This window comes from Kordiimonas marina (genome assembly GCF_023006325.1).
GTDB classification, from domain to species: Bacteria; Pseudomonadota; Alphaproteobacteria; order Sphingomonadales; family Kordiimonadaceae; genus Kordiimonas; species Kordiimonas marina.
Genome location: NZ_JAINDF010000018.1, coordinates 1 through 773, shown reverse-complemented (window position 1 = coordinate 773; position 773 = coordinate 1). Strand labels below are relative to the sequence as shown.

The 773-nt window shown below is 55.5% G+C and carries 1 protein-coding gene; it reads right to left on the bottom strand.

Annotated features, from left to right (window positions below; translation table 11 throughout):
• Positions 1–115: 115 nt before the first annotated feature.
• On the bottom strand, positions 116–773 hold a 658-nt coding region (locus K6118_RS17185), incomplete at its 5' end, for a glycosyltransferase family protein (protein WP_247121729.1).

Sequence of the window (773 nt, the reverse complement as noted above, 5' to 3'; positions counted from 1 at the left end):
AGGCCCACCTCAAAACATCAAACCGGTTTCTCAGCCCTTCCTCTCGATTTCCGGGAGGCACCACCTAATGCCAACAGACGGCATTTGTCAAACATTGCTAATAGCTGCATATGACTTACCGCAACTCAGGGAAAGTCTCCCGCAAGCGGGCGTTGGTTTCCTCCCGTTTAGCCCAAAGCTCACGATACCAGTCCGTGCGCTTGTGGATATGCTGCATCAGCATACGATGCTGGCGCACATAAAGCCCTGCGTTGGCGGCGAGCCGGCGTCTCAGCTCAGGTTTCTCGATAAGAGCCGTCAAACCATTGGTCCAGTCACTGTATGTGCGGGCAATCAGACCGGTTTCCCCTTGGACAATGGTGTCGCCATAGACCGTGGGACTGGCAATCATCGCTGCGCCGCAGATGGCGGCCTCCAGGAACTTGATATCGCTTTTCCCATTCGTCTGGGGAGACGGCTCAAGTGGGGACAAGACAATATCGCTCGCATGAAGGGCATTCATGTAGACTGAATAGTCTTTGGACGGGATGACCGTTTTGTCCCTGACATCAAGAGCCTCGAAGAACCCTTCGTCCCCCGCGACGCAGAACTGAATGTCATCCCGGCCCGCGAGCACCTTGTTGAAAGTCTCCATCAGGGGCTGCCACGATGACCTGCGATTGTGCGCCCCGAAAAAGATGCGCGTCTTCTCAGACTTCGGCTTCGGGCGGGTCGGATACCGGAAAATCTGGTTTGGGAAGCCGCGGACATTGGGGTTGAACTGGCGAAAATAC